The 26,229-nt window shown below is 68.1% G+C and carries 17 protein-coding genes; 6 read left to right on the forward strand and 11 right to left on the reverse strand.

What is annotated here, in order from left to right; translation table 11 throughout:
• Nucleotides 1–54 precede the first annotated feature (54 nt).
• Together carA and carB are read left to right on the forward strand one after the other, a co-directional pair.
• Nucleotides 55–1,173 carry a glutamine-hydrolyzing carbamoyl-phosphate synthase small subunit gene (gene carA, locus ACX1D0_RS10665; protein WP_459017857.1) on the forward strand — a complete coding sequence of 373 codons (1,119 nt, stop codon included), beginning with the start codon at nucleotides 55–57 and terminating at the stop codon, nucleotides 1,171–1,173.
• Nucleotides 1,173–4,493 (forward strand): carbamoyl-phosphate synthase large subunit, encoded by a 3,321-nt coding sequence (gene carB / locus ACX1D0_RS10670; protein ID WP_459017858.1) that lies wholly within the window; start codon nucleotides 1,173–1,175, stop codon nucleotides 4,491–4,493. The genes carA and carB overlap by 1 nt, the downstream gene beginning before the upstream one ends.
• 105 nt (nucleotides 4,494–4,598) lie before the next feature.
• Here the strand turns inward: carB and ACX1D0_RS10675 are convergent, their stop codons facing one another.
• The 3 genes from ACX1D0_RS10675 to ACX1D0_RS10685 form a co-directional block, all read right to left on the reverse strand.
• Nucleotides 4,599–4,748 carry a hypothetical protein gene (locus ACX1D0_RS10675; protein WP_269466671.1) on the reverse strand — a complete coding sequence of 50 codons (150 nt, stop codon included), beginning with the start codon at nucleotides 4,746–4,748 and terminating at the stop codon, nucleotides 4,599–4,601.
• Between the two features lie 156 nt (nucleotides 4,749–4,904).
• Nucleotides 4,905–5,774, reverse strand: a complete 870-nt coding sequence (locus ACX1D0_RS10680; RefSeq protein ID WP_459017859.1) for a hypothetical protein — start codon at nucleotides 5,772–5,774, stop codon at nucleotides 4,905–4,907.
• 221 nt (nucleotides 5,775–5,995) lie between these two features.
• Nucleotides 5,996–7,042 carry a TerC family protein gene (locus ACX1D0_RS10685; RefSeq protein ID WP_068750368.1) on the reverse strand — a complete coding sequence of 349 codons (1,047 nt, stop codon included), beginning with the start codon at nucleotides 7,040–7,042 and terminating at the stop codon, nucleotides 5,996–5,998.
• 265 nt (nucleotides 7,043–7,307) lie between these two features.
• On the opposite strand from ACX1D0_RS10685, the gene ACX1D0_RS10690 reads away from it, so the two are divergent.
• Both ACX1D0_RS10690 and ACX1D0_RS10695 read left to right on the forward strand, forming a co-directional pair.
• Nucleotides 7,308–8,564 carry an integrase catalytic domain-containing protein gene (locus ACX1D0_RS10690; protein WP_459017860.1) on the forward strand — a complete coding sequence of 419 codons (1,257 nt, stop codon included), beginning with the start codon at nucleotides 7,308–7,310 and terminating at the stop codon, nucleotides 8,562–8,564.
• 189 nt (nucleotides 8,565–8,753) lie between these two features.
• Nucleotides 8,754–10,169, forward strand: a complete 1,416-nt coding sequence (locus ACX1D0_RS10695) for a UDP-N-acetylmuramoyl-tripeptide--D-alanyl-D-alanine ligase (RefSeq protein WP_459020439.1) — start codon at nucleotides 8,754–8,756, stop codon at nucleotides 10,167–10,169.
• Nucleotides 10,170–10,477: 308 nt separating this feature from the next.
• Here ACX1D0_RS10695 and ACX1D0_RS10700 read toward each other — a convergent pair whose 3' ends face one another.
• The 4 genes from ACX1D0_RS10700 to ACX1D0_RS10715 form a co-directional block, all read right to left on the reverse strand.
• A complete protein-coding gene (locus ACX1D0_RS10700) occupies nucleotides 10,478–12,217 on the reverse strand; it encodes an HAD hydrolase family protein (protein ID WP_459017861.1) in 1,740 nt (579 codons plus the stop codon).
• Nucleotides 12,218–12,499: 282 nt separating this feature from the next.
• Nucleotides 12,500–12,826 carry an ATP-binding protein gene (locus ACX1D0_RS10705; protein WP_459017862.1) on the reverse strand — a complete coding sequence of 109 codons (327 nt, stop codon included), beginning with the start codon at nucleotides 12,824–12,826 and terminating at the stop codon, nucleotides 12,500–12,502.
• A 735-nt stretch (nucleotides 12,827–13,561) separates the two neighbouring features.
• A complete protein-coding gene (locus ACX1D0_RS10710; RefSeq protein WP_459017863.1) occupies nucleotides 13,562–14,629 on the reverse strand; it encodes an ArdC-like ssDNA-binding domain-containing protein in 1,068 nt (355 codons plus the stop codon).
• Nucleotides 14,629–14,781, reverse strand: coding sequence for a hypothetical protein (locus tag ACX1D0_RS10715; RefSeq protein ID WP_459017864.1), 153 nt, complete (start codon nucleotides 14,779–14,781; stop codon nucleotides 14,629–14,631). The genes ACX1D0_RS10710 and ACX1D0_RS10715 overlap by 1 nt, the downstream gene beginning before the upstream one ends.
• A 637-nt stretch (nucleotides 14,782–15,418) precedes the next feature.
• Here ACX1D0_RS10715 and ACX1D0_RS10720 point away from each other — a divergent pair.
• The gene (locus ACX1D0_RS10720; RefSeq protein WP_459017865.1) at nucleotides 15,419–16,600 is read left to right on the forward strand and encodes a HEPN-associated N-terminal domain-containing protein; all 1,182 of its coding nucleotides are present in this window, start codon (nucleotides 15,419–15,421) and stop codon (nucleotides 16,598–16,600) included.
• A gap of 85 nt (nucleotides 16,601–16,685) precedes the next feature.
• On the opposite strand, the gene ACX1D0_RS10725 is transcribed toward ACX1D0_RS10720, so the two are convergent.
• Genes ACX1D0_RS10725 through ACX1D0_RS10740 form a run of 4 tightly spaced genes read right to left on the reverse strand, consistent with a single transcriptional unit; the run spans nucleotide 16,686 to nucleotide 20,185 of the window.
• The gene (locus ACX1D0_RS10725; RefSeq protein WP_459017866.1) at nucleotides 16,686–18,515 is read right to left on the reverse strand and encodes a sigma-70 family RNA polymerase sigma factor; all 1,830 of its coding nucleotides are present in this window, start codon (nucleotides 18,513–18,515) and stop codon (nucleotides 16,686–16,688) included.
• Nucleotides 18,516–18,521: 6 nt separating this feature from the next.
• Nucleotides 18,522–18,863, reverse strand: a complete 342-nt coding sequence (locus ACX1D0_RS10730; RefSeq protein ID WP_459017867.1) for a hypothetical protein — start codon at nucleotides 18,861–18,863, stop codon at nucleotides 18,522–18,524.
• Nucleotides 18,860–19,771: a hypothetical protein gene (locus ACX1D0_RS10735; protein WP_459017868.1), complete on the reverse strand. Its 912-nt coding sequence runs from the start codon at nucleotides 19,769–19,771 to the stop codon at nucleotides 18,860–18,862. Before ACX1D0_RS10735 ends, ACX1D0_RS10730 begins: the two co-directional genes overlap by 4 nt.
• Before the next feature lie 21 nt (nucleotides 19,772–19,792).
• Nucleotides 19,793–20,185: a hypothetical protein gene (locus ACX1D0_RS10740; RefSeq protein ID WP_459017869.1), complete on the reverse strand. Its 393-nt coding sequence runs from the start codon at nucleotides 20,183–20,185 to the stop codon at nucleotides 19,793–19,795.
• 361 nt (nucleotides 20,186–20,546) lie between these two features.
• Here ACX1D0_RS10740 and mobF point away from each other — a divergent pair, with 361 nt between their 5' ends.
• Nucleotides 20,547–26,213: a MobF family relaxase gene (gene mobF, locus ACX1D0_RS10745; protein ID WP_459017870.1), complete on the forward strand. Its 5,667-nt coding sequence runs from the start codon at nucleotides 20,547–20,549 to the stop codon at nucleotides 26,211–26,213.
• Nucleotides 26,214–26,229 lie beyond the last annotated feature (16 nt).

Genomic DNA, 26,229 nt, shown 5'->3' on the forward strand with positions numbered 1-26,229 from the left:
CCCCCTGCTCAGGGCAGCTCCAGCGAGGCTTACGCAGGGACCGCTCGTTTTCCGATGCCAGCATTGCTGGTCTTGGAGGACGGGCGGTTCTTCTGCGGCACGTCGTTCGGTGCCGCTGGAGAGACTTTCGGGGAGGCCGTCTTCTCCACAGGCATGACGGGCTACCAGGAGACTCTCACCGATCCCAGCTACCACCGCCAGGTCCTGATCGCGACGGCTCCCCACATCGGCAACACCGGATGGAACGACCAGGACAATGAGTCGCGCAGGATCTGGGTGGCCGGTTACGTGGTCCGCGACCCTTCACGGATCCACTCGAGTTGGCGCGCCAGCGGCTCCCTGGACGACGAACTGCGGCGGCAAGGGATCGTCGGCATCGCCGACCTCGACACGCGGGCGCTGACGCGCCACATCCGTGACAACGGCGCGATGCGGGTGGGCGTCTCCACGATCGAGACCGACCCCCAGCAACTGCTTGCGCGGGTGTTGGAGACGCAGCCCATGCTGGGGGCGGACCTCGTGGCCGATGTCACAGTGGCTTCGAAGCAGGTCGTCCCGGCAGTGGGCAGGAAGCGCTTCACAGTCGCCGCGATCGATCTCGGCATCAAGGACATGACCGCCACCCGGCTCGCCCAGCGAGGAATCGAGGTGCACGTCCTGCCTGCTGCGAGCACCCTCGACGACATCACCGCAGTGGGTCCCGATGGAGTCTTCTTCTCCAACGGGCCCGGCGACCCGGCGGCAGCCGGGCGTGCGGTGGACCTTCTCACCGAGATTCTGGATGCGGGGCTGCCCTACTTCGGGATCTGCTTCGGCAACCAGATCTTCGGTCGCGCACTCGGCTTCGGCACCTACAAGCTGAAGTACGGCCATCGCGGCATCAACCAGCCGGTGATGGACCTGGCCAGGGGCACGGTGGAGATCACCGCGCAGAACCACGGCTTCGCCGTCGATGCCCCTCTGGGCCAGTCCGTGTCCACCCGCTGGGGAACCGCACGAGTTTCCCACGTCTGTCTCAACGACGATGTGGTCGAGGGCCTGGAGTTGCGTGACTCTTCCGGCCGACTGACTGCCTTCGCTGTTCAGTATCACCCGGAGGCAGCCGCCGGACCGCACGACGCCGACTACCTGTTCGACCGCTTCGTCGACGTCATGGCAGGAAGGGACGCCTGATGCCCCGTCGCACCGACATCTCCTCGATCATGGTGATCGGCTCCGGGCCGATCGTCATCGGGCAGGCGTGCGAGTTCGACTACTCCGGCACGCAGGCCTGCCGCGTGTTGCGCGAGGAGGGGTTCCGGGTGATCCTGGTCAACTCCAACCCGGCCACCATCATGACCGACCCCGAGTACGCCGACGCAACTTACATAGAACCGATCAGGCCCGAGTACCTCGAACAGATCATCGCCGCGGAGCGCCCCGACGCGCTGCTCGCGACGCTTGGAGGCCAGACCGCACTCAACGCCGCCATGACCCTGTTCAAGAACGGGGTGCTCGACCGCTACGGTGTCGAACTCATCGGCGCCTCCGTCGACGCCATCGAAAAGGCGGAGAACAGGCTGGAGTTCAACCAGATCGTCACCTCACTCAAGGTGCCCGGCGCTGACGCCGGTGTGGCACGCTCGCGAATCTGCCAGGTCATGGACGAAGTCCTTGCCGCCGCGGGGATCCTCGGATACCCCATCGTGGTCCGGCCGAGCTTCACCATGGGCGGGCTCGGCTCCGGCATCGCCTACAACCAGGAGGAACTGATCCGGATCGCCGGGGCAGGACTTTCGGCGTCGCCGGTCACCGAGGTGCTGATCGAGGAGTCGATCATCGGCTGGAAAGAGTTCGAACTCGAAGTCATGCGCGACGGATCGGACAACGTCGTGATCGTGTGCTCCATCGAGAACCTAGACCCCATGGGCGTGCACACCGGGGACTCCATCACGGTGGCCCCCGCCATGACGCTCACAGACAGGGAGTACCAGGCCATGCGCGACGTGGCCATCGCGGTGACCAGGGCGGTCGGCGTCGAAACTGGCGGCTGCAACGTCCAGTTCGCACTCAACCCTGTCGACGGGCGGCTGATAGTGGTGGAGATGAACCCGCGGGTCTCCCGATCCTCGGCGCTGGCCTCGAAGGCCACCGGCTTCCCGATCGCGAAGATCGCAGCGAAGGTGGCGGTGGGCTACACCCTCGACGAGATCCCCAACGACATCACCGGCGAGACGCCCGCCTCGTTCGAACCGTCGCTGGATTACGTCGTGGTCAAGTGCCCGCGCTTCGCGTTCGAGAAGTTCCCAACCGCTGACAGCACCCTCACCACGCACATGAAGTCAGTGGGCGAGGCCATGGCCATCGGCCGAAGCTTCACCGAAGCACTCGGCAAGGCTCTGCGCTCGCTGGAGGACCCGGCGGCTCTCTTCGACTTCACTCGCCCGATCATCGAGAGCGTGGACGAGCTGCTGCGCCGCATCGCCCGACCGCACGACCACCGCCTCGCCCTCATCATGCAGGCGCTTCGTGCCGGCGCCACCTCGGCACAGGTGGTAGAAGCAACCCGGATCGATCCGTGGTTCGTCGACCAGCTGCAGCTGATCCGCGAGACGGCCGACCAGGTGTGCTCGGCCCCAGAGCTGACGGGCGGTCTCATGCGGCTCTCCAAGCGACACGGCCTCTCCGACGATCAGATCGCCGACCTGCGCAATCTCAGCCCTGACGTTGTCCGTGGCCTCCGCTGGGCGTTCGGCATCCGGCCCGTGTACAAGACGGTCGACACCTGTGCCGCCGAGTTCGCGGCCCGGACGCCGTACCACTACTCCAGCTACGACGAGGAGACCGAGGTCGAGCCCCGCGCCCGGCCCGCCGTCATTATCCTGGGCAGCGGTCCCAACCGGATCGGGCAAGGCATCGAGTTCGACTACTCGTGCGTGCACGCGGCCATGGCGTTGCGGGACGCCGGCTACGAGACGGTGATGGTCAACTGCAACCCCGAGACGGTCTCGACCGACTACGACACCACCGACCGGCTGTACTTCGAACCCCTGACGCTGGAGGACGTGCTGGAGGTGGTCCATGCCGAGCTCGCGGCCGGGCCCGTGGCGGGCGTCCTCGTGCAGCTGGGCGGGCAGACGCCGCTCAAGCTCGCACAGGCGCTCAAAGACCGCGGAGTCCACATCGTGGGCACGTCGCCAGAGGCCATCCACCTGGCGGAGGATCGCGGAGAATTCGGCGCCCTCCTCAGCGCCGCGGGCCTGCTGTCCCCCCAGCACGGCACGGCCGTCTCCGCCGGACAGGCGCTGGCGGTCGCCCACACGATCGGTTACCCCGTGCTGGTTCGTCCCAGCTACGTGCTGGGCGGGCGCGGCATGGAGATCGTCTACGACGACGCCTCACTGGTGAGCTACATCCAACGCGCAACCGAGATCGACCCCTCGCACCCCGTGCTCGTGGACCGGTTTCTCGACGACGCGATCGAGATCGACATCGATGCGCTCTTCGACGGGACGGAGCTCTACATCGGCGGCGTGATGGAACACATCGAGGAGGCCGGCATCCACTCCGGCGACTCGGCGTGCACCCTTCCTCCGATTACCCTCGGTACCGAGACCATCGACCAGATTCGCAGCTCCACCGAGATCATCGCCAAACGGATCGGGGTGAAGGGCCTGATCAACATTCAGTACGCGCTGCTCGGCGATGTGCTCTACGTGCTTGAGGCCAACCCGCGGTCATCGCGGACCGTGCCCTTCGTCTCGAAAGCCACCGGCACGCCGCTGGCCAAGGCCGCAGCCCGAATCTCACTCGGCGCGATGATCGCCGAACTCCGCTCAGAGGGAATGCTCCGATCCGGGGGAGACGGCGCGACGGCGCTCGCGTCGGCACCGATCGCCGTGAAGGAAGCCGTGTTGCCCTTCAACCGGTTCCGCAGCCCCGAGGGCGTCGGCGTCGATCCGCTGCTCGGCCCGGAGATGAGATCCACAGGCGAGGTCATGGGGCTCGATGCGGCCTTTGGCCCCGCCTTTGCCAAGAGCCAGGCCGCGTCGTTCTCCGCTCTTCCCACGACTGGGACGGTGTTCGTCTCGGTGGCGAATCGCGACAAGCGGCACGCGATCTTCCCGATCAAGAGGCTCGCCGACCTCGGGTTCCGGATCCTGGCCACCGAGGGCACGGCACAGGTGCTGCGTCGCCACGATGTTGCGGTCACTGTGCTCCGGAAAGCGTCGCAAGGTCCAGGTCCCAACGGTGAGCTGACGGTGGTGCAGGCCATCGCGGCAGGCGAGATCGACCTCGTGGTCAACACGCCGCACGGCCACTCGCTCCATGGCAGCCCCCGACAGGACGGCTGGGAGATTCGCGGCGCGGCCATCCGCGCCGGCGTGCCTTGCGTCACCACGACCCAGGCCCTCGCGGCGTGCGTGCAGGGCGTCGAATCCCTGCGCCAAGGAACCCCGGGGGTGCGTTCGCTGCAGTCCTGGAACGCCGCGATTCAAGCTGATCTCCCCTGATCCGTGGCCCGCTCCGTCCCAGCGCCACTGGGCAGTGGGGTTGGGCGCTGTGGGGTAGTGCCGGTGAGCGCCACCGGTGGTCGGGTGACGCTCACCGGCTGTGGCTCATGCGGTGGCGGTGTGTTCGCGCATGTTGGTGCCGCCGGTCTCGATCCTGATGGTGTTGTGGACGACGCGGTTCATGATCGCGGCAGCGTGGACACCGGAGCCGAGCCCGTGGTGCCAGTCCTTCTTCGCGTACTGGGTGCAGAACACGGTTCAGACGGCGTCATAGCGGCGCTCGAGGAGTACCACGAGCATGCTGCGGGTGCTCTCGTCGGGGCAATCCGCTGGACCACTGGCTCAACGAGCGACTCGGTGGGTGTCTGTTGCCCGGCCAGCGATTGACGTGCTGGGCCTGGTTGGCGCCGCTCAACTCCCGAAGAGTCTTCCCCAGCCGGGAATCTCAAGGTTGGAGAGCTGCTCCCCGAAGCCAGTGATGTCCTCTCCTAATCCGGCGACCTGCTCGGTTGCCCCCGCAGCAATATCGCTTGCCCCGCCGGCCAGGTCAGCGGCCCCGGCGGTGAGGTCCTCGAGACCGCCGGTGAAGCCTTCCAGGTCGATCGAGCCGGCAAGGGCATCAAAATCGACACCCGCGGTCAGGGCTTCGGCGAGGAGCGGGGCGGCGACGGCGCTGATGGCCGCGCCCCCCGCGACGGCGATCAGGAGCCCTCCTGCCGCACCGGCAGCGGCCACCCCGACCCTCTGCCCGGTCATGGCGGCGCCGGGTCGAGGGGTGCGGGCGAGGATCCCGGCCAGTAAGCCGGGCCGAGCGGCTTCGGCGCGGGTGGCGGTGCGGGCAAGGTCGGCCGGTTGCGATGTGCGCGGCTGCTCGCCACGAGGTAATTCGATGCCAAGGCGCGTGTGGAGCTGGTCGCGCTCTGCGGGAGTGAGGCGTGCGAACACGTCTGCATGGATCCGCTCCAGCTGGGTGGGTTCGGCGGTGCGGAGCAGGTACTCGTAGCGAGCCACCGCGGCACGCTCGGCCGTGTGGTGATCCGGCGGCGGTGGGGTCAGTCCAACCGAACTCGAGGGTGCTGCCTGGGTCGCGGCGGGCGGTGCGACCGGCGGCTGCGCGGATGCCGCTGCCGTGGGGACTGGCGCGTTGCCGATGAGCGTGTTCACGGTACCCCGCAGCCTGCTCTTCCAGTCTCGGGGCTCGTTGCCGGGAGCCTGCGCTGGGGCCGGGGTCTTATTGAGAGCCTGGGAAGCCAGGCCGCTGAGGAGGTCGAACAAGTTCATGAGCGTTCCCTTCGGTGCGGGCGGGTGATGCGGCTATCGGCGGAGCGCGGCGGGTGAGCCGTGCTCCGGTCGTGGCGTCTGGTACTGGGCGGTGGAGTGTCGTCGACGGTTCGGCCAACCAGTTCTCAGAGCCGGCGGGTTTGCCTTCTCAGACTGGCTGAGGGATGGTGTGTCGGGTCGCCGCGGGTGTGGCTTCTCGATCGCAGCGGCAGGTGTCCCGGTCAGTCGACGGAGCGATCGTTCCGGCTCCCAGCGGGCACAAGTGCACGGCGGCGGAAGAGCGGCTCGACGGCGGCAAGTTCCTCGTCGGTGGCGATCCGGAACGCCCCTGCCGCCTCGGCCTGCACTTCGCGTCGGCCTTGGCCGCGGGTGGCGCGGAGGCTTGCGACGATAGACACAGTGATGATGGTCGCGACGACGGCGAGGCTGATTGTCGTGGGAATGTAGAGCACATCTAGGAGCAGCATCTTGATGCCCACCCAGATCAGGACGAACGAGAGTCCGATCTTGAGGTAGACGAACCGATGGATCAGGTCCGCGAGGAGGAAGTACATCGCCCGCAGTCCGAGGATCGCGAACGCGTTGGCGGTGAACACCAGGAACGGTTCGCTGGTCACGGCGAAGATTGCCGGGATCGAGTCCACCGCGAAGATGATGTCCGTGATCTCCACCAGCACCAGCACCGCCAGCAGCGGAGTCGCCACTGCTAGCCCTGCCTTGCGGATCAGGAACTTCTGGCCGTGGTACGCGTCGGTCATCGGCACGAACCGGCGGAACACCTTGAGGATGCGGGACTTCTCGGGGTGGACGTGATCGTTGCGGGAGCGGAACATTCGCCACCCGGTGTAGATCAGGAACGCGGCGAAACCGTAGAGTATCCAGGAGAAGTTCTCGATCAACGCGGCGCCTGCGGCAATGAAGATCCCGCGGAAGACCAGTGCACCGAGAACGCCCAGGAACAGCACTCGGTGCTGAAACTCGCGCGGGACCGCGAACGCGGCGAAGATGATCGCCCAGACGAACACGTTGTCTACGGCGAGGGATTTCTCGATCAGGTACCCGGCGAAATACTGCTGCCCGAACTCGGCCCCCCAAAGCGCCCACACAAGCACACCGAAGGCGACACCGATCGTCACCCACACAACCGACCAGAGGGCGGCTTCACGCACGCCGATCACGTGGGCTTTGCGGTGGGCGATCAGGTCCACGGCAAGCATCACCAGGATCACACCCAAGACCGCGAACCACGCCCACCAAGGAACATTCATGACAAAGACCTCCACGAAATTCGTGAAGGTCTCATCGGCCTTGTCGGCCCTGCGCACCGGATCCCGCGGCGGGACCGTATTGACGATGCGGAGCGAGGATTACTCCCCTTCCCGTCCCATGAAACAGGAGAAGTGTCTTCACGTCAAGTCAGCGACGAGACTCACACATAGTCCCCGCGTACGTAGGGGCCGTGCCTCACACACTTTTCCCCGCGAACGTGGAGGCTGGCCACGATGGGGTGTGGAGGTTGAGGAGAAGCTGTCGATGGCAGCCCGGTTCGAAGTCACGAAGAAGTACGCCCAGGCCTACGCCGCGGCCCCGAGGAAGGGCAAGAGCGTGATCCTGGACCACGTGGTCGAGGTCACCGGCTGGAACCGTGATCACGCCCGTCAACAGCTGGTCGCCCGGCTGAAACAGGCCCCCGGTCGGGCGGTTGCCACCGTCGCAGTGATCGACCGCCGCAAGACCAAACCGCGGAAGTACTCCTACGATGCGATCAAGGTCCTTCAACTGGTCTGGGCCACTGCCGGGGGCAGCTGCGGCAAGTACCTCGCTGTTGCGATGACCGACTGGCTCGACGCAATGGAAACCGAAGGCTCCCTGGTCTCCGGCCAGGATCGGTACAGCGCTGAGGTCAGAGCCGAACTCGAGTCGATGTCGCCGGCCACGATCGACCGCTACCTGGCCCCTGCCCGAGCCACAGACCCACTCCGCGGGAAGTCCGCCACGAGGCAGGGAAGCCTGCTTCGCAACTCGATCCAGATCCGCAAAGCCGGTGACGAGGTCGAAGCCGAACCCGGGTTCTTCGAGGTCGACACCGTCGCCCACTGCGGCCCCACCCTGCAAGGAGAGTTCGCCCGCAGCGTCAACTTCACCGACATGCACACCGGCTGGACCTTCACCCACGCGATCCGCAACAACGCCCACATCCACATCCGGAGCGCGTTCGACCTGCTCATCGACCAGGTACCGTTCGCCGTGACCGGCATCGACAGCGACAACGGCTCTGAGTTCATCAACCACCAACTCATCGACTGGGCCGGCCAACGCGACGTGTTCTTCACCCGCTCAAGGCCCTACAAGAAGAACGACCAGGCCACCATCGAGTCGAAGAACAACCACCTCGTGCGCCGCTACGGCTTCTACCACCGCTACGACACCCCTACCGAGCTGACGCTGCTCAACCAGCTCTGGACCCTGGTCAACGACCGACTCAACTTCTTCACCCCGACCAAGAAACCCGTCGGCTGGTCCACCGACACCATCGGGCGACGCAAGAGGCTCTACGACCAGCCCCGCTCCCCGTATCAGCGGCTGCTGGCCGCCGGCGTCCTCAGCTCCGCCCAAGAAGCCGAACTCGCCGCCTACAAAGCCACCCTGCAACCCGCCGCGATCGCCCGCGCCATCACCGAGATCCAACACGAACTCACCCGACTCGCCGCCGGGAAAACACGGCGACTCCAAGACCAGATCACCTGGAAAGCACCCACCCCCGGTGTCCTCAAGACCCGAGCCAGCTAACCCGTTACACGGGGAAAACTATGTGAGGCACGGCCCCCCACTATCCGGGGACTTGACAGTGAGGCACCACGGTCAGCGACGATCATCAGACATGACAGCGTGTCAGGCGACGCTACGCGCCGCCACCGCGAGAGGGTGATGTGATGACCGACTTGACATACGCAACAGAATTCGTGAATGCTTGATCGCATGCATGTACTGACCGTCGGCCGGTTGGCCCAGCTTTCGGGGGCCAGGCTCGTCGGCGACCCTGGCTCTCTCGTCGGACCCGACGTGGTTATCGACTCACGCGCATGCTCCCCCGGCGCCCTCTTTATCGCTCTGCCGGGGGAGCGGGCCGATGGTCACGACTTCGTAGCGGGTGCGGTCGCGGCTGGCGCCGCGGCCGTCCTCGTGCGCAAGGAACGCCCCATGGCGGTCCCGCAACTTGTGGTGCCTGACCCCCTGGCCGGGCTGACGGCCCTGGCAAGGGCACTTGTGGAGGAAGCCGTCGCAGCGGGGCTGGTCACCGTCGGCATCACCGGGTCGTCAGGCAAGACCAGTACTAAGGACTTGCTGGCCCAGGTGCTGGCGACCGCCGGCCCCACGGTCGCCCCTGTCGGCTCATTGAACAACGAGCTCGGGGTGCCGCTGACGGCCACCCGGCTGGATGCGGCCACACGGTTCCTGGTCAGCGAGATGGGCGCCCGCCGCAGAGGCCACATCGCCTCCTTGTGCGCGATCGTGACGCCTCACGTCGGCATTGTGCTCAACGTCGGCCACGCTCACCTCGGCCAGTTCGGGTCGGTCTCGGCGATCGCGAAGGCAAAGGGCGAACTCGTGGAGGCGCTGCCCGCAGAAGGCTGGGCGGTCCTGAACGCCGACGATCCGCTCGTCTCAGCGATGGCCGGACGCACCAGCGCCCGGATCGCCACCTTCGCCGTCGGTGCTGCGCCCGGGTGGGGCGACCTGCGGGTCTGGGCCGAGGAGGTCGGGGCCGCTGACAGGCAACGGCCCACCTTCATGCTCCACGCCAGCGGCGCAGCCAGCGGATGTGCACCAGTGGCGTTGCAGGTGACCGGAGCCCATCAGGTGGGCAATGCGCTGGCCGCAGCGGCGGCAGCGCTGGGGCAGGGCCTGGACGTTCCCATGGTTGCCCAGGCTCTTGGCAGCGCGACCGCCCGCTCGCGCTGGCGGATGGAACTCAGCGCTCGTCCGGACGGGGCGCTCGTAATCAACGACGCCTACAACGCCAATCCCGAGTCCATGACTGCGGCACTGCGCACCCTCGCCTCCCTGCGTAGACCCGGCGGGCGCCTCCTCGCGGTGCTGGGCGACATGCTGGAACTCGGCCCCGGCGCCGCCGCCGCCCACATCGAGGTCGGGGCGCTTGCCGCAGCGCTCGGCGTGGACCGGCTGATCGCGATCGGCGCCCATGCCGACGACCTGGTCTCCGGAGCCGGTGGCGTCGAGACCATCGTGGCATCGGACAGGGCCGCCGCCTCCGCCGCTGCCGCCGCCTGGCTGAGTCCTGCGGACGTCGTGCTGGTCAAGGCATCAAGGGGCTCGGCTCTGGAGACCCTGGCCGAACAACTGGCCGCACCGCACAGAGGTGATCGACGATGAGGAGCCCGAGCCATCAGCTCGCTGCTGGCCTTCAGCCTCGCACACCTGGTCAGCTCTACTCCTGTGGGGCCCAGCGACTGCTACACGACCAAGGCCCCGAAAACCGACAGCACCTCTGGTTAAGCAGCACCTCTGGTTAACCCGAGAACATTGAGGGATGGTCCTCTCGCTCACGGTGAAGTAGGCCGCAGCCGCCCAGCAGAATCCTCTTCGAAACCTTCCGGGGCCAATCCCTGCAATGCATCTGCCGTCGGGGGTCCCGTGTCTCGGCGAGCCACGGCCGGCGCACCCCCCTCGCTGAGCATGCCTCAGCCGGGGAAGCGGTGCTCGAGTGCGTCCAGGAGCCGACGCCTGGAGGCCTCGACGTTCTCGCGGCGGGCGGTGTTCAGTTCGGTCTCGACCTGCTCGACATCGGCGGCGAGACGTTCATCACCGAATACGCCCCGGATCCAGCGGGAGAAGTCATGGGCCCCGGCGTGGAAAGCGATGACATCGGCCTCGCAGCCGTCCAGCTCAGTGTGGAAGTCGCGTAGGTTCGCTGCCTCGTGACCGGAAGTTGACTCTCGGCTGCGGCGAAACACGAACCGCCGATGGACCGGCAGGTCCGCCGTCGCGTACTTGTGCCAGTGGCGCTCGTGAATGGTACGCCGGTGGCCGACTATGAAGGGGCGCAGTACTCCGGGCTCGCTGGCGCGCACGAGCAGGCCGGCCCCTGCGGGGAGGACGGAGAATGCTGCGAGGACGTCGTTGACCGAGAGCCCGCAAAACGCCGTTGTGGCGGCGACGACCACGTCTTCCGCATCGAGGGTAGTTGGCTGCAGTGACACAAGGATGTCGATGCTGTTCCGAGCCTCAGCACTGAGTTCGGTGGGGTGGTAGGTGATGAGGCAGTGGCCCTTGCGGTCCGGTGCGAACAGGCGTGAATTCTGACTCTCTTGGCCGAGAGACTCGTGGGCCTCGTCGATCGGCACCCAGTGGGGCAGGCCGCGGTCGCTGCGCAGGTCGGCGAGCCGGGGCGGTTTCTCCTGGTACCATCTGCGTCTTTCTTCCCCGGTGAGCTGGGACAGGTCGGCGACGATGCTTGTGCCATGGTGACTCAACAGCGTGCGTACGAGCCCAGTTCCAGGACCGGGCTCGTACCCACCCAGATGAACGACGTTAGGCAGGTCGGCCAGACTTGTGTGGTCGCCCTCGACATCGATGACGACCACGGCGTAGGCGAGACGGATGAGCTGCTCGGCGATGAGCCCGGCCAGATAGGACTTCCCGGCACGGGTGCCGCCCGTCACAAGAATGTTGACCTGGGAGGCCGGAATGGTGGCGGGTGTGCCGTCGAGGTAGGTTCCGAGCGCGATCTGCCAGCGTTCGGGATGCACGTGGGAGCGCCCGGCCATGACGTCACCCCGCAGGATCTCGATCACCCCTTTGCCGTCCGGGGCAAGCGTGACGATATCGGCGCGGCGCTTGAGGGACTCGACGGCGTTGGCGACGGCGACGCCAATCTCGCAGCGCGAGAGCATGGTGTGGTCGTTCTCGGCGTCGCCAATGGCGATCGTGGAGTGCCGGGACAGGCCCAGGTTGTCGAGGGCGGCGTCCAGTCCGGTTCCCTTGGTGACGCCGGCTGGCACGATCATCAGGGCGCCCCGGTTCCGCGTGAGTTGGTAGTCGGCTCCGAGTCGACGGACCTCCTCCAGAACCAGGTGGTCGTGGGTCGCCGAGCAGCCTAGGAGTACCTGCCCGCGGTCGACCTGGACCCCGCGGCGGGCGAGCGCGTCGGCCAACGCGGGATCGATCGGCTGAGCCAGCACCTGCGACCCCTCCTGGGTGTGAAGCACCGCGCCGTTTTCGGCGACGATTGCGTCGAACCAGTTGTCCACATCGGCGAAGCCCGCCCGCAGGTGACGCAGTGTGCGGCCGGTGACCAACACGAGGCGGCGCCCGCCGGCTCGCGCCTCGCCGAGGGCAGCGAGCACGGCCGGGGCGGGTCGCTCACCGTCTGTCAGAGTGCCGTCGAAATCGAGTGCGACAGCGCGGAAATAGTCAGGCATGGCCTTCCATCAAGTGGGTGAAGGTCCTCGTTAGCAGGGATGTCCCCTTCGAATGTTACAGTATTCATGAAACATGCTTCGCATTTCAACCCCACGAATGATCACGGGGTACCACCAGCCCTCGTAACCCCAGTTGCCCGAATCAGCAAGTCAATCCGTCGGCCCCCTGCGGCTCGGGCGGAGGCGCCGAGTCCTCCGGACGCCGACTCAAGTGGCCGATATTAGTCCGCGGCCTCGGCGCGCCGCACACCGCCGACTCCACCGGCGAAGTCGCCATCGCGGTCACGGCCATCGCCGCATGGCGTCGACAACATCGTGCACGCCGCCGGCGACCCGACTGCCGGAGTATCTGACCGTCTGAGCGCCGTTGGCTTTCGCGGTTGAGTAGCCCGGGGAGTGGGGTTGGGGGCCGGGGGCGTGGATGCCGGAGCCGAGTCTGTGGTGCCAGTCCTTCTTCGCGCGCTGGGTGCAGAACACGGTGGAGACGGCGTCGCAGCGGCGTTCGAGGAGTTCCAGTAGCATGCTGCGGGTGCTCTCGTCGGGCGGGTCGAGGAGTGATTCGTCGATCACGGGCAGCGTGAACGCGGCGTACTTGCGCAGGAACTTCACCTGGCCCCTGGAGTGATCTCCAGTCGGAGCCTCAATCGGCCCACCACCGCCGGCAGCGCTTCTACCGCTCGGCTCGGCATCCAGTTTGTGGACCTTCAGGATCGTGTCACGACTCGCGCCACAGAGGCGAGCGGACCCTGGATCCGGCATTATCACCACGGTCGGGAACCGTGGGGAATGAGCCCTCACCAACAAGGCGAGGCTCCCCTCCTCCAACGCAACGTGGACCATTTCCCGAGGTATCACCCCTTGCCAAAGGCGCTACACCCCAGAAACAGAGAATCGACGAGAGGTTTTCACCTCTCGCCGATTCACTGTATTTGCCCTAGTCAGGGGCACTATTGTGCGCGAGAGAGGAGTTGAAGCTCTCTTCCATCAGCCGATAATGACCCCCTGACAAGGTATTTTGATAGGACTCAGCCATGCCGTCACCTTGCCGTGGGGAATACGTGGGGAATCGCTCCGCACGCCAGATCCCCGCGGATCTCGCGTCCATCGCTGCCCTTCAGCATAGGCGGGGCCCACTGGCGAGCCCGCGGATGGGGACGCGTGCAGGAACTGGTTCGGCTCCCTCCTGTGCGCGGTGAGGCCTGGCATGTCCGACACCGATCGCTCGCAGCATCAGGGAGGCGCGGGCACCGTTCCGCTTGAGGTCGTGCGGCAAGCGCCGCGTCGACGACGCAACGCTGTCGCATGGGCCAGGTGAGCAGAGATCGTCCATCGCGATGGTCATGGTCAGCGGCCCACTGAGGGGACCAGCGCCAGCGAAGGCACGGTCCGCGGCTCCGGGGTGATGGCCTGGCCGACGGAGACTGCCTCCCAGCGCGTGGGGTCCGTCTGAACTCGGATGTCACTCTCGAGAGCATCGAGCGCGGTATCGGTGATGGTCGGAGCCGGCTGAGTGGTCTGAAGAATGAGGTCTGCGGCGCCAATGACACGCTGGCCTGTGCTACGGAGGATGTCGGCGAGGTCACGCTGCTCGGTCACCGCGTTGAGAGCCCAACCGGCGACGTAGTTGAAGGTGTACTGGCTGGAGTCGAGCCCGTGGGCGCTGGTCACCATGTACGCGACCGACTCGGCTTCCACTTCGAGGATCCCCCGGCAGTCGCGGCTGCCCTGGTCCTCGTGAAGGAGCACGTGACCGGCTTCGTGGGCGAGGGTCTTGACGGCCTGGGCGTCGTCGACGTCATCGCGAACCATGACGAGCCTCCGGCCGAAGTCGGTGTAGCCGTTCGGCCCCCCGAGGTCCGCGCCGCGGCGCACGTCGAATCCCCGTTCCTCGAGGAGGCCTTGGAGGCGATCCCACAGTCCGACGGGGGCTTGCCCGGTGAGAAGGGTCGCCTCGCCGATCTTGGGGTCGGGCAACGGGGGCCCGTCCGTCTGCCTTACATCGAACACCGTGACAGCCTTCGTCCCGACGACGTGTGTCCGGTGCACGACTCGGCCCTGGTCGTCGCGCACCGGTTGGCCGGCGTCGTCGAGGCGGGGTTCTCGGCGAGTGATCGGGGCGAGGACCTTGATGCCAGTCTCGCCGCGGCGCACCTGGCGGCCCATGGCCTTGAAAGCTTGGTAGCCGGCGACATGCGTGGCCTGCGGGTCCTGAAGCATGATGAGAAGTGAGTTCCCGAAGGAGTAGCGGTGGAACTTGCTGGAGAACTTCAGCCAGACCTGCCAGGCCTGCGGATCGTTGAGGGCGAGGATGCCGTCGCTGAGTTGGCCATGGAGCTTGTCCAGCGCCGCCTGCCGAGCTTCCGCAGCTGCGGTTCGTTCTGCCTCGCCGACGGGCCTGCGGTAGCCAGCCATCAGCCGCGGCCTTCTCGCAGGGCGGCGACGTGCTCGAGGATCTTCTCAATCCCCTCGGTCGGTGCGCCTGCATCGGCAAGCCGCTTGGCCTGCAGGAGGAGGTTCTCGACGATGAGCGGAAGGTCCCGTGGCGGGAGTTCGGGTTCGCTCATGGCCGACGCGTGGCAATCCGGGCATGGAGACTGGGGCCCCCCTCGGGGCCGCGGCATCCGGCGGCAATGGACTCCCACTCGTCGCCCGCCCCCCGCATGGGGCGTGGCGGCACGATCCGCTGCCCCGAATCGATGACCTGAACGGGGTCGACGTGACAGTTCAGCTCGCCCCTACCGCGCCGCTCGTCCGCGTCCTTGATGGGCAGAGGTCGCGCGGAGTGGCTGTTCGTGACCGCCTCGTGTGTGGCGGAGGTCGTGCCCGTTGGGTCGGTGAGGAGTTCGCGCCAGGCGTCGCTGCTCCCGCAGCACCTCGAGGTCATCGAGCCCCGGGAGACCCGCCCGCGCCTCATCCGCGCCCTCGAGGTGCGGTGGTCTTGGGCGATCTCGTCGAGCGCCCTTCTGATGTAGTCGTTCCGGGCACAGCAAACGTCGTCCCGCTGGCGCCACAGTTCGTGTCGGGCGACGAAGTGGTGAGGCATGGGGTTCATTGCGGCCTCCTAGCGACGGGCGGGGCCCACTCTTAACGGTCCTAACGGACGCAGACCCCTCCCCGTGGACACGTACGCTCCCGGGTCGCAAAGGGACTTCGAGGGACCCCTCGAGCGGGCCGGGTCAGATGCTGACTTAGAATCAGGACATGGGCGCAGTCAAGCGGCATCTGGAGGAGGTCCAGGCTCGTGGATGCAGCGATACAGACGGCATGGTCTGCTCGATCTGCATCACGGAACCTGCGCTTGTTCAGGTGATCCGCACTGAAGGCGCGGCAACTGAGTGCAGCTACTGCGGGTCGATTCCCGAGGCTCCCAACGCCACCGTCGAGCTCGAACGCATTGTGCAGCTAGTCACCGATGGTCTTCAGTCCGAGTACGAGGATCCGGCCGAAGGTGCTGGGTGGGACGGACGTGAAGGTGGCTATCAAGTACCTACCTTCGACACCCCTGATCTGTTGTGGGATCACGAGGTTACAGAGAACGACAAGCTGCTTTTCGATATTGCACGCACTATTGAACTGGAACTGTGGTGCCAGAAGGATCCGTACGCTGCCACCGAAGCGGAGGCGCTCCTCTGGGGTTGGGAAGCGTTTCGCAAGTACGTCCAACACCGCCGCCGATACACCTTCCTGACGAAGGACGACTCCACTGCGGCCGGGGCCGGTTATATCCCCATGCACGGAATTCCCGCAGCGGTCGTCAGAGCCGTCGCGGAGACCAACATGATCACTGTTTTCAAGTCTGGGACCACGTGGTGGCGAGCACGCGTGCACAACGAAGGCGAGAACTACGGCGCAGCCAAGGATATCGGCACACCTCCCGATGATTACGCGCGGGACAATAGGATGAGTCCGAAAGGCATAGGCGCCTTTTACGGCGCTTCAACACTCGTTGGCGCACGCGCGGAAGTCGCCGGATACGCCTCGCCATCCGCCGAAGCGACAATTGGCGAATTCACGCAACTGAGCGACCTGGCTTTGGTCGACCTCCGGGACCTGCCCAGGGTGCCATCCCTGTTTGACGAAGGACGCAGGCACTTGCGAGGCATGCTCTCCTTCTTGCGTGACTTCATCGCTGACGTCACCAAGGTGTCCGACCCCAGCGATGAGGCGAACCTCGAGTACATTCCGACACAAATTATTGCCGAACACCTGCACTTCGATCTCCCAGCCGACGGTATCTGCTGGCGCTCGACCAAAGACCGAGATGTCACTGTGTGCGTGTTGTTCCTTCCAAACGCCTCGATGTCCGACGCAGGCGCCACCACTCCCGATTCGCGAATGGAGCTTGACGCTGCGTCGGTGAGGCACTTGCCCTCTCCGCTCTAGTGTCGCTGGGCTGCGCGGGACGCGAGATACGCGTTTCAGAGGGACAGCCCCGCTTGCTCCGCCCTGAGGCCAGCGCTCGGGCACTTCATCTGTGGGGACCTCGGCATGGGCTCGGGCCGAGGGCTGGCCGGAAGGTCCCTTCGAACAAGCGCTGCGAACGTTCCAGCACCGGATCGGTCCCCGCGTCGAAGGGCACCCAGCCACAGTCGTCCACGCGCGAGGCGAGGGCGTCCCTGATGTGCTCACGCGCCTCCTTGATGCGGCGGTGCGCGGTGCTCTCGGAGTAGCCGAGGTCGTCTGCGATCGCCCGCATCGGGTTGCCTTTCATTGAAGCCAGCAATGGCTCGCGCAGGGATGCGGGTAGCTGCTCCACTGCACGCGCGAGGGCCGCCACCGACTGGCGCTCTTCAGCGACCATGCCCGGGTCCGGCGTGCTGCTCGCCGGATCCCTTTCACCGAGGGTCACCGTGATCGGTCGAAGGCCAGTAGTGCGCTTGCGGACCACGCCGGCGTCGTCGACCCCGCGCAGGCGGGCGTGTTTCAGCGTCATCCAGGCGTAGCTGGCCCAGCCCTCTGGACCGGTCCGCTGTGGGTCGAATCGGTAGGCCGCGCCCATCAGTTCAACGAACATCTGACCGCGGGTGTCCGCGGCGTTTGGCGTTCGTCTGGTCTGGGCGTAGACCATCGGAATGACCGAGCCGACCAAGTCGGTCACGGCCTGCCGCCCCTCGACGACCAGCTGCGGCCAATGCCATGAGTCAACCCCCCGGAGGATCGCCGGTGGGTTTGCCGGATCGCCGGTCGCGGCGGCGACGCCAAGGTCACGAGCCTGGCAGAGCGCCAGGATGGTCCGGCCGTCCAGGACGGTCCCAGGAGTGATCGTGGGCTCCATGGGTGCGATCCCTGCCGAGGCTCGGGGTTCCAGCGGAGCAGCGGCCTGTGGCTCCACCGGTGCGGGCGGCGTTGGGGCGTCCGACGGGTCGACGTCGCGGAGCATCCGGGGATTGGTCAGGTACTCGAGCGAGAGTCGGCTGATCCTCGCCGCTGCGGCATTGGCCGCGGGCTCGCCGACGAGGTTCGCGACCAGGACTGCCAGGCCGAGACCCGAGCGCAGCAGCACGTCCAGGCGGACGTGGGAAGGCTCGGCGGGCTCGGGGCGTCCGGTGAGTTGCCGCACCGCGGTGCCGATCTGCAGCATGACTGCTTGGTCGACGCGGGTGACGCCGAGGAGTCGCCCGTCGATCTGACTCAGCGTGGTCTGGTGAGCTCGGGCGAGGTCGCGGATGGACGCGAGGAGCGCGTCCGCGTAGGGCGCGGGCAGCGTCCCGGCCGCCTTGGCTTCGTCCACCGAGGTGTGGGTGGCGCGCAGGATGGCCAGGTGTCCCAGGGCCACGCTGCGCCGCACGATGGGGGCATCGTGGACAGGCTGCACGTCCGCGAGCGCCTCTTGCCACGCGGCCAACCCGACCCCGGTGGCAGACCGGGCTGTGGGGGTGTGGATCGCGCCGTCGAGGGCCGTCTCTCCGGCCTGCAGCCACGCGTCCGCCCGGTCGTCGGGGGTCCGGACCCGCACCCAGTGCGCGAGTTCGTAGGCGACGTGGTTCAGCGTCGCGATTTCACGCCTCCGGTCGGCGTCGGTGTGCCCGGGCATGTCGTGGGCCAAGGTGTCGAGCGCCGTCGCCACCTCGTGGAGGGACGGAGCCAGGACGGGCTTCAATCCCGGGGTGCGCGCCGCTCCGGTGGTTGCGGTGGCCAGGAGCGCGATGGGATCGGCGGTAGAGATCGGGCCGAGTGTCCGTCGGACGGCGACGAGGCTGGACATCGTAGAGGTCCAGTCGGCCATGAGGTCCAGGGTGAGGTGCGGCTCGACCTCCCAGGCAAGGCGGTTGACTCCCCGCCGGACGTCCTGCCACATGGGTCGTCACCCCCGCCGTCCGGTCGTGACCGCCAGGTCGCAGCGGACGTCGGCCAGCAGCACGCGCAGTCGCGCGAGGTCGGGCAGTTCGGCGGCGAGCCCCAGGTTCCACGAATGCACCTCACGCAGCGCGTGCTCGACGCACTGGAGCGCGTCCAGACGATCCAGCTCCTCGACGTCAACGGACTCCGGCGCCGGGTGGGTCGCCGCCATCAGCAGCGAGATCCCCATTGCCTCCTGGATTGCCTGGGCCACGTTGTCGAACTGGTCGGCGGTCAGCATGGTTGCCCGTCCGAGCAGGAGATCGACGGTGGCGATCGACTCGGTGGGCATCGGTAGTGCGGTCATGTTGAAGACCCCTTCCTTCGATCTGTTCGGGAGATGTGCGCCTGTCCACGGGTCCCCTCAGCGGTACAGGTCGCAAGATGTGGCGACGGGTGCAGTTGCCCACAGCTGGGCGTTCCCGGCGTTCGTCGGCGGGTGCAGGCACGACGGTGTCCGGCCGCGGCGAGCCGGATGGGATCCGCTGCGGGACGCCAGGTCACCGTGGTCGCAGGTGCTGGCCATGACGGGTCGAGGTCGGCGAGCGCCTGGCGGACCAGATGCTCGTGATGACTCGTGGTCCAGGGCAGCAGGTAGGTGAGCCCGATGACGACGACGATGCCGATGGTTGCGGAGGTCCGACCTGCGGCGACGCTCTGCCAGACCGCGATGCCGGCTATCGCCCAGCGCACCCGCCAGGCGAACCCGATGAGCGGCAGCTTGGACACTCCGTGGGCGATCCCTCCGAGGAATGAGCCGAGCACCTGCCACGGCCAGGTGAACCACAGGTAGGCCACCTCGAATCGGCCCACCGTAAGTAGTTGGCGTTGGCGTGCCCCCGCGAGCAGGGCGGGTAGGTCGGGCCGTCGGGTCCACGCCAGCGGCACGACGAGGTGGCGGCATCCCGCGTGAGCGACACCGACCACCTGTCGTCGGGTGACCACGACACGGACGTGCGGTTCCCCGGCGATCGCGAGGGGAACGGAGGGGGGCCGCGCCCACCACAGCAGTCGGACGACCATCGTCTCGGCGACGACGCCGGCGACCGTGCCGCAGCCGACGACCACGAGGATGCCCCAACCCCAGGAGTCGGGCATGGACTGGATGAGGAGGAGCCAGAGGACCGCGGCTATCGCCACGCGAGGCGCCTTGACGAGTACTGCTGCGTGGCGGAGTTGGCCGGTCGGGCGCGGGTGGCTCGTTGTCGTCGTCATGATGGCCTCCTTGAGGCTCCGCTACAGGGGAAGCGGCTGGTCGCCAGTGACGGTTTCCTCGGTCGCCGATCCACCCTCGCCGGTGGCCGGCCGGGCGAGCCTCACCAGGCGCGACGCGTCCCGGTCGGAGAGGTCACACCACCGCGCCGCCTGGCTGAGGCTGAGTCCGCTGGACACCAGCGCCGCGAGTGCCGTCGCCGCCCTCAGTTCGGCGTCCGCGATCACTGCGTCGCGTTCGGCCAGCGCAGTCATCACCGTGGCCGACAGCTCCTCCTGCTTCTTGGCCAGGTCCGCCCGCTCCTGCCGCAACCGGGCGACCCGTTCCGCGGCGCTCTTGCGTGCCTGCTGCCGGATCTCGTTCATCGCCATCGCTGTCGCCCCTCCCGCACCATCCGCCGGCTCCTTCTCGTTCACCCTCCTAACGGAACGCCGCCAAGCCTCGTGGACACTGAGCGACCCCCGCTAAGGACCGCACCGCGCCCGCCTGAAGCATCCAACCCCTCAGAGCTCGCTCGACGCCGTCGACCCCCTCCGAGCCGCGGTCTCCTACCGACCGCGCTCCAGCGTCCGATCACCATGCCCGCATCCGTCCGCCGACGACGACAACAAGCCCCGTCCACCCCCCATAACACCTCAACCTCGAGACCCGCACACCTGTTGCATCCAAGGTTCGCCCATGTCAGGAGCCAATTGCACCCGCTGCGACCCGAGCCCGTCCAAAGGCGTCAGAGTCCGCTGTCCGCCGAGGCATGGATGCCCCCGTTAGGCGGGTGTGATGAGCCTGCACAAGCTGACCGCCGGGGACGGGTACGAGTACCTGACCCGGCAGGTGGCTGCGATGGACTCCACAGAGAAGGGCCACACCGGGCTCGCGTCCTACTACACGCAGAAGGGCGAGACCCCGGGCGTGTGGGTCGGCTCCGGGATGGCTGGTATCGAGGGTCTGGACGCCGGCGACCCGGTCACTGCCGAGCAGATGCGGTTCCTGTTCGGATCGGGCCACCACCCCCTCGCCCGACAGCGGGGCGAAGCCCTCCCGCCGGACGCCACCCCCGCCCAGGCCCGGGATGCGATCCGGCTCGGCCAGCCGTTCAAGGTCTACGCCCACGACATGCCCGAGTTCCGGATCGAGGTCGCCAAGGGTTTCGCCGCCTACAACGCCCAGGTCGGCGCACCGCACGACGCGCCGGTCCCCGCGCAGGTTCGCGCCGCCATTCGCACCCAGGTCGGACGCGAGACGTTCCGGGCCACCTTCGGACGCGACCCCGTCGACGCCCGTGAACTCGCCGGGCTGATCGCCACGGCGTCCCGACCCCAGACCACCGCCGTCGCCGGCTACGACCTCACCTTCTCCCCGGTCAAGAGCGTCTCGACGCTGTGGGCGCTCGCCGCACCCGCGACGGCGGCCACCATCGAACGCGCCCACCTCGCCGCGATCGGCGACGCGCTGCGGTTCATCGAGACCCACGCCCTCTACACGCGCACCGGCCACAACGGCGTCCGTCAGGTCGACGTGACCGGGCTGGTCGCCGCCCGGTTCACCCACCGCGACAGCCGCGCGGGCGACCCCGACCTGCACACCCACGTCCCCGTCGCGAACAAGGTGCAGACCCTCGACGGGCGCTGGCTCTCCGTCGACGGACGCCTGCTGTTCAAGGCCATCGTGGCCGCCTCCGAGGTCTATAACACCGCCCTGGAACGCCGCCTGTCCGAAGCCCTCCCCGTCCGGTTCGCCGAACGGCCCTCCACCGACCCCGGCAAGCGCCCCGTCCGCGAACTCGTCGGCGTCGACCCCGCGCTCAACGCCCGCTGGTCGCAGCGGCGGGCGTCCATCGAACACCGCCAGAGCGAACTGACGGCCACGTTCCAGCGCGAGCACCACCGGCCCCCGACCATGGTGGAGGCCCGAGCGTTGGCGCAGCAGGCCAACCTCGAGACCCGCCAGGCGAAGCACGAACCCCGCACCCTGGCCGAGCAACGCGCCAGCTGGCGCGCCGAAGCCGAAGCCGTGTTGGGCGGCGCCGACGGCATCCGCTCGATGCTCACCGCGGCCCTCACCGCAAGGCAAGTCCGGCGTCCGGTCTTTGTCACCCGCGGCTGGGTGCGCACACAGTCCGCGCAGATCGTCGCGACCATGGAAGGCTCGCGCTCCACCTGGCAGGACTGGCACGTCCGCGCCGAAGCACTACGGATCGTCCGCGCCGCCAACGTGCCCCGCCGACGTGTCGACGACATCGTCGCCCGGGTCACCCACGCCGCGCTCACCCGGCACTCCGTCGCCCTGCAGGCCCCCGCCGATGGGATCACCGAACCCGCAGCGCTGCGCCGCGCTGACGGTGACAGTGTCTACACCGTCGCCCGCTCCACCTGGCACACCTCCCGGCGGATCGTCGCCGCCGAACACCGCCTCGTCGACGCAGCCGGAGGCCGCGGCGGCCACCAGGTCCCCACCCCGGCCGTCGAGGTCGCCCTCATCGAGGCGGTCGCGAACCGCACCCCGCTCAACCCCGGACAGGTCGCCCTCGTCCGCGAGATGGCCACCAGCGGAGCCCGACTCCAGCTCGCCATCGCCCCCGCCGGCTCCGGCAAGACCACCGCCATGCGAGCCCTCGCGACCGCCTGGCGCAACGGCGGCGGCACCGTCGTCGGCCTCGCCCCGTCAGCCGCAGCGGCCGCCCAGCTGGGAGCCCAGATCGACACCCACGCCGACACGATGGCTCTCCTCACCCACGCCCTCAACCACCGGCGACCGCTCCCGGCGTGGGCCGAACGCATCGGGCCGACGAGCCTGGTCATCATCGACGAGGCCGGCATGGCCGACACCCTCTCGCTTGATCAGGTCGTCGAGTTCGTCCTCGACCGCGGCGGATCGGTGCGCCTCATCGGCGACGACCAGCAACTCGCCGCGATCGGCGCCGGCGGCGTCCTCCGCGACATCCAGGCCCAGCACGGCGCCGTGCAGCTCAACGAGCTCGTCCGCTTCGCCGACCCCGCCGAAGGCGCCGCCAGCCTCGCGCTGCGCGCCGGCGACCCCGAAGCCCTGGGGTTCTACCTCGACAACCACCGCGTCCACGTCGGCGACCTCGGCACCTGCGCCGACCAGGTATTCGGCTCCTGGCTCGTCGCCCGCCAGACCGGCGCGGACGCCCTCATGGTCGCCCCCACCCGGACGCTGGTCGCCGAACTCAACAGCCGCGCCCAAGCCCATCTCCGGGACGGCGTCCAGCCCACCCGCGCCGTCGCGCTCGCCGACGGCAGCCACGCCGCGGTCGGCGACGTGATCATCACGCGGCAGAACGACCGAAGGCTGCGCACCACGGGCACCGACTGGGTCCGCAACGGCGACCGCTGGACCATTACCGCCATCGCGACCAACGGCGACCTCCGCGCGATTCACCAGACCAACCGACAGACCGTGATCCTGCCCGCCGGTTACGTCAACGAGTCGGTCGAGCTCGGCTACGCCTGCACGATCCACGGCTCCCAGGGAGTCACCGCCGACGTCCTGCACGGCATCGCGACCGGCGCGGAGACCCGTCAGCAGCTGTACACCATGCTCACGCGGGGCCGGCACGCCAACCACGTTCACCTCGAAGTCGTCGGCGACGGCGACGCCCACTCCCTCATCCGGCCGGAGGCGATCATCCCGCCGACGGCGACCGACGTTCTCGAGCGCATCCTCGCCCGCGACGAGGACAACACCTCCGCCACCACGACAGCGCGCACCCTCGCCGACCCGGCCAACCGGCTCGCGGACGCCGTCGCCCGCTACAGCGACGCCCTCGGCTACGCAGCCGAACAGACCGCCGGACCCGCCCTCGCCCAGCGCCTCGAGCACGCCGCCGACGAGCTCGTCACCGGACTCACCGACGCTCCAGCCTGGCCCACGCTCCGCGCGCATCTGCTCCTGATCGCGGCGTCCGGAACCGATCCCGTGTGGGCTCTCGCCGACGCCGTCCAGGCACGCGAACTGGGCAGTGCTGGCGACCCGGCCGCCGTACTCGACTGGCGCCTCGAATCCGCCATCGGACGCCAGACCCACCCCGGACCCGTGCCCTGGCTGTCGGACCTGCCTGCAACCCTTGCCAGACACGACGACTGGGGTGACTACCTGCAGCGACGCCACCAACTCGTCGTCGACCTCGCCGATCAGGTGCGCACCGAGGCGCTCGCGTCCACCCAGCTCCCGGCGTGGGCACCCGCGGGCAGCTTCCGTCCGGACGCCGGCACTGTCGCCGACCTCACCGTGTGGCGGGCCGCGCACGGCACGCCGGCCACCGACACCCGACCCACCGGCGAGCGGCAGTACGCCGCGGTTGAGGCCCGCTGGCAAGCCCGCCTCGACCGGCGCATCATCGACCACCTCGCCCCCGCCGTCGCCGAATGGACGCCGCTGCTCCACCAGCTGGCGCACGCCGCCGACCGGGACCCCTACCTCCCCGTCCTGGCCCACCGACTCGCCCAGATCGCCGGTGTCGGGCTGGACGCCCACCGGCTCCTCCAGGCCGCCACCAACGAAGGCCAACTCCCCGACCACCACGCGGCATCAGCCCTGTGGTGGCGGATCTGCCGCCACCTCACCCCCGCCGTCACCACCCAGCTCGCCGATCAGCACAACGCCGTCACCACCAGTTGGGTGGCGGATCTGGAGCAGAACGTCGGCCCCGAACGGGCAGCCGCCCTCCAAGCCTCGCCGTGGTGGCCGGCACTCGTCGTCTCGATCGAGCAGGCACTCGCGCGCGGATGGCAGCTGACCGACCTGATCAGCACGCCCGAGGGTGCTGTCGACATCGACGACTGCCAGGCCCTCGTGTGGCGAACCGGCGTCCTGCTCGACCCCCTCCCCGACGTCGACGCCCTGCCCCCCGACCCCGCCGACGCCGCCCCGGACGAGCACCGGACGGCACGCGCCGATCTGGGTGAGGGAACTGGCGCGTCAACGGAGGACAACCAGATCGACGAGGTCGAGCCGAACCTGGCCTTCACGTGGGAGGCCCTCGAGCGCCGCGTGATGATGCCGCCAGAGATCTCTTCCGCGGACCTCAACGCCCAACTCGACCGCGCCGACGCCTGGCGCGCCAGCCCCCACACCCCCGCACGCCTCGCGGCCGTCAACGAGCTCGCGCTGGAGTTCTACCAGGACCGCTACCACGGCTCGTGGGCCCAGCCCTACCTGGCCGGACGGTTCGCCGCTGACCTCACTGACGACCCCGACATCCGCCCCGGCTACGCCCCAGCCGGCTGGACCAGCCTCGTCACCCACCTCCACCGCCAAGGCGTCACCGACCACGAGTTGCTCGCCTCCGGCCTGGCCGTCACCGCCTCCACCGGACGCCTCATCGACCGGTTCCGCGACCGAGCCGTCTTCCCCATCGTCCACGACCAGCAGGTCCTAGGGTTCGTCGGCCGCCGCCACCCCGACGCGACCGACCTCGACCACGCTGGACCGAAGTACCTCAACACCGCCGAGACGCTGCTGTTCCACAAGCGAGCGCAGCTGTTCGTCGCCGGAGCCCGGCACCTGGACGCCGGCGGCATCCCTGTCGTCGTCGAGGGACCCGCCGACGCCATCGCCGTCACCCGCGCCAGCCACGGCCGCTACGTCGGCGTCGCGCCGCTCGGCACCAACCTGACCAGCGAACAAGCCACCCAACTCCGCGGCTACGGCGTCGACCCGATCGTCGCCACGGACGCCGACGTGGCCGGTCACGTGGCCGCCCAGCGCGACTATTGGATCCTCACCCCGCAACTCCTCCAGCCGCGCTGTGCCGCCCTACCTGACGGCTCCGATCCCGCCGAACTCGTGGCCAGCGGCAGCGCCCCGCATCTGGTCGATGCCCTGGACCAGGCTCGGCCCTTGGCCGATGTCCTCATCGACGAGCGCCTTACCAACCTGCCCCCCGTCGAAGCGGCCCTCGCCGCAGCGCCCGTCATCGCCGCGCACGCCGTTGAGGCGTGGGAACCCTCCGTTCACTCCGTGGCGGAGAGGATCGGGGTCGAGGCGGACGTTATCCGCTCCAGCGTCGCGGCGTTCATCCGGGCCTGGAACAACGATTCAGCCCGCCTCGCCGACCAGCAACTCGGCCTCACCGCACAAGTCCGGGAACGGCTCACCGAAGCCGCGAACGCCAGCCGCTGGGAACCGCTGGCTACCCGAATCGACCCTCGCCTGGTGGCGGACCCCCACTGGCGCAACCTTGCCTCCACGCTGCAGGACGCGCATGCCCGCCGAGTCGACGTGCCAAACGCCATCTCCGTGGCCCTCGAAGACGGCCCCCTGAACTCGGCCACCCCCGCCTCCGAGCTGGCCGGTCGGCTCGAGCGGCTCACCTACCCAGAACCATTCGCCGAGACCCCTGATGGCGCCGTCGCCGACCAGCCAGCGGATGAGCTCCGCACCAACAGCAGACCGCACCCCGATCGAGGCACGGTTAGTTGGTGAGCCGGACATTGGCACG

The organism is Tessaracoccus pujii, assembly GCF_054483895.1.

Coding starts and splice junctions, on each gene's coding strand:
- carA (WP_459017857.1), top strand. CDS start 55: ATGCCAGCATTGCTGGTCTTGGAGGACGGGCGGTTCTTCTGCGGCACG.
- carB (WP_459017858.1), top strand. CDS start 1,173: ATGCCCCGTCGCACCGACATCTCCTCGATCATGGTGATCGGCTCCGGG.
- ACX1D0_RS10680 (WP_459017859.1), bottom strand. CDS start 5,774: ATGAACTTGTTCGACCTCCTCAGCGGCCTGGCTTCCCAGGCTCTCAAT.
- ACX1D0_RS10685 (WP_068750368.1), bottom strand. CDS start 7,042: ATGAATGTTCCTTGGTGGGCGTGGTTCGCGGTCTTGGGTGTGATCCTG.
- ACX1D0_RS10690 (WP_459017860.1), top strand. CDS start 7,308: ATGGCAGCCCGGTTCGAAGTCACGAAGAAGTACGCCCAGGCCTACGCC.
- ACX1D0_RS10695 (WP_459020439.1), top strand. CDS start 8,754: ATGCATGTACTGACCGTCGGCCGGTTGGCCCAGCTTTCGGGGGCCAGG.
- ACX1D0_RS10700 (WP_459017861.1), bottom strand. CDS start 12,217: ATGCCTGACTATTTCCGCGCTGTCGCACTCGATTTCGACGGCACTCTG.
- ACX1D0_RS10710 (WP_459017863.1), bottom strand. CDS start 14,629: ATGGCTGGCTACCGCAGGCCCGTCGGCGAGGCAGAACGAACCGCAGCT.
- ACX1D0_RS10715 (WP_459017864.1), bottom strand. CDS start 14,781: ATGAGCGAACCCGAACTCCCGCCACGGGACCTTCCGCTCATCGTCGAG.
- ACX1D0_RS10720 (WP_459017865.1), top strand. CDS start 15,419: ATGGGCGCAGTCAAGCGGCATCTGGAGGAGGTCCAGGCTCGTGGATGC.
- ACX1D0_RS10725 (WP_459017866.1), bottom strand. CDS start 18,515: ATGTGGCAGGACGTCCGGCGGGGAGTCAACCGCCTTGCCTGGGAGGTC.
- ACX1D0_RS10730 (WP_459017867.1), bottom strand. CDS start 18,863: ATGACCGCACTACCGATGCCCACCGAGTCGATCGCCACCGTCGATCTC.
- ACX1D0_RS10735 (WP_459017868.1), bottom strand. CDS start 19,771: ATGACGACGACAACGAGCCACCCGCGCCCGACCGGCCAACTCCGCCAC.
- mobF (WP_459017870.1), top strand. CDS start 20,547: ATGAGCCTGCACAAGCTGACCGCCGGGGACGGGTACGAGTACCTGACC.